1 protein-coding gene is annotated in these 422 nt (G+C 42.9%); it reads left to right on the top strand.

The window, feature by feature from the left end; all coding sequences use genetic code 11:
- Positions 1 to 422: putative metal-binding motif-containing protein (locus FUA22_RS18365; protein ID WP_194161871.1), on the top strand; the 422-nt coding region annotated here is incomplete at both ends.

The following is a 422-nucleotide window of genomic DNA, read 5'->3' as shown; positions in this document are numbered from 1 at the left end:
CACTATAGATGAGGGTGTTACTATTACCTATTATGCAGACGTAGATGGTGATGGTTATGGTGATCTATCAGATGCAGTTCAGGCATGTTCTGCGCCAACAGGCTACATTACAGACAATACTGACTGTGATGATACTAATAATACGGTGTATCCGGGTGCTCCAGAACTTTGTGATGGTCTAGATAACGACTGTGACGGCGTCATTCCTCCAGATGAATTAGATGATGATGGTGATGGGTATTCAGAATGCCAAGGCGATTGTGATGATACTAACGCTACTGTTTATCCAACAGCACCAGAGTTGTGTGATGGTCTGGATAATAACTGTGATGGCACTATAGACGAAGGCGTTACTATTACCTATTATGCAGACGCAGATGGTGATGGATATGGTGATTCTGCTAATACCGTTCAAGACTGTA

This window comes from Seonamhaeicola maritimus (assembly GCF_008056315.1).
GTDB classification, from domain to species: Bacteria; Bacteroidota; Bacteroidia; order Flavobacteriales; family Flavobacteriaceae; genus Seonamhaeicola; species Seonamhaeicola maritimus.
The sequence above is the reverse complement of the archived record's forward strand: the minus strand, read 5'-3'. Positions and strand labels throughout refer to the sequence as shown.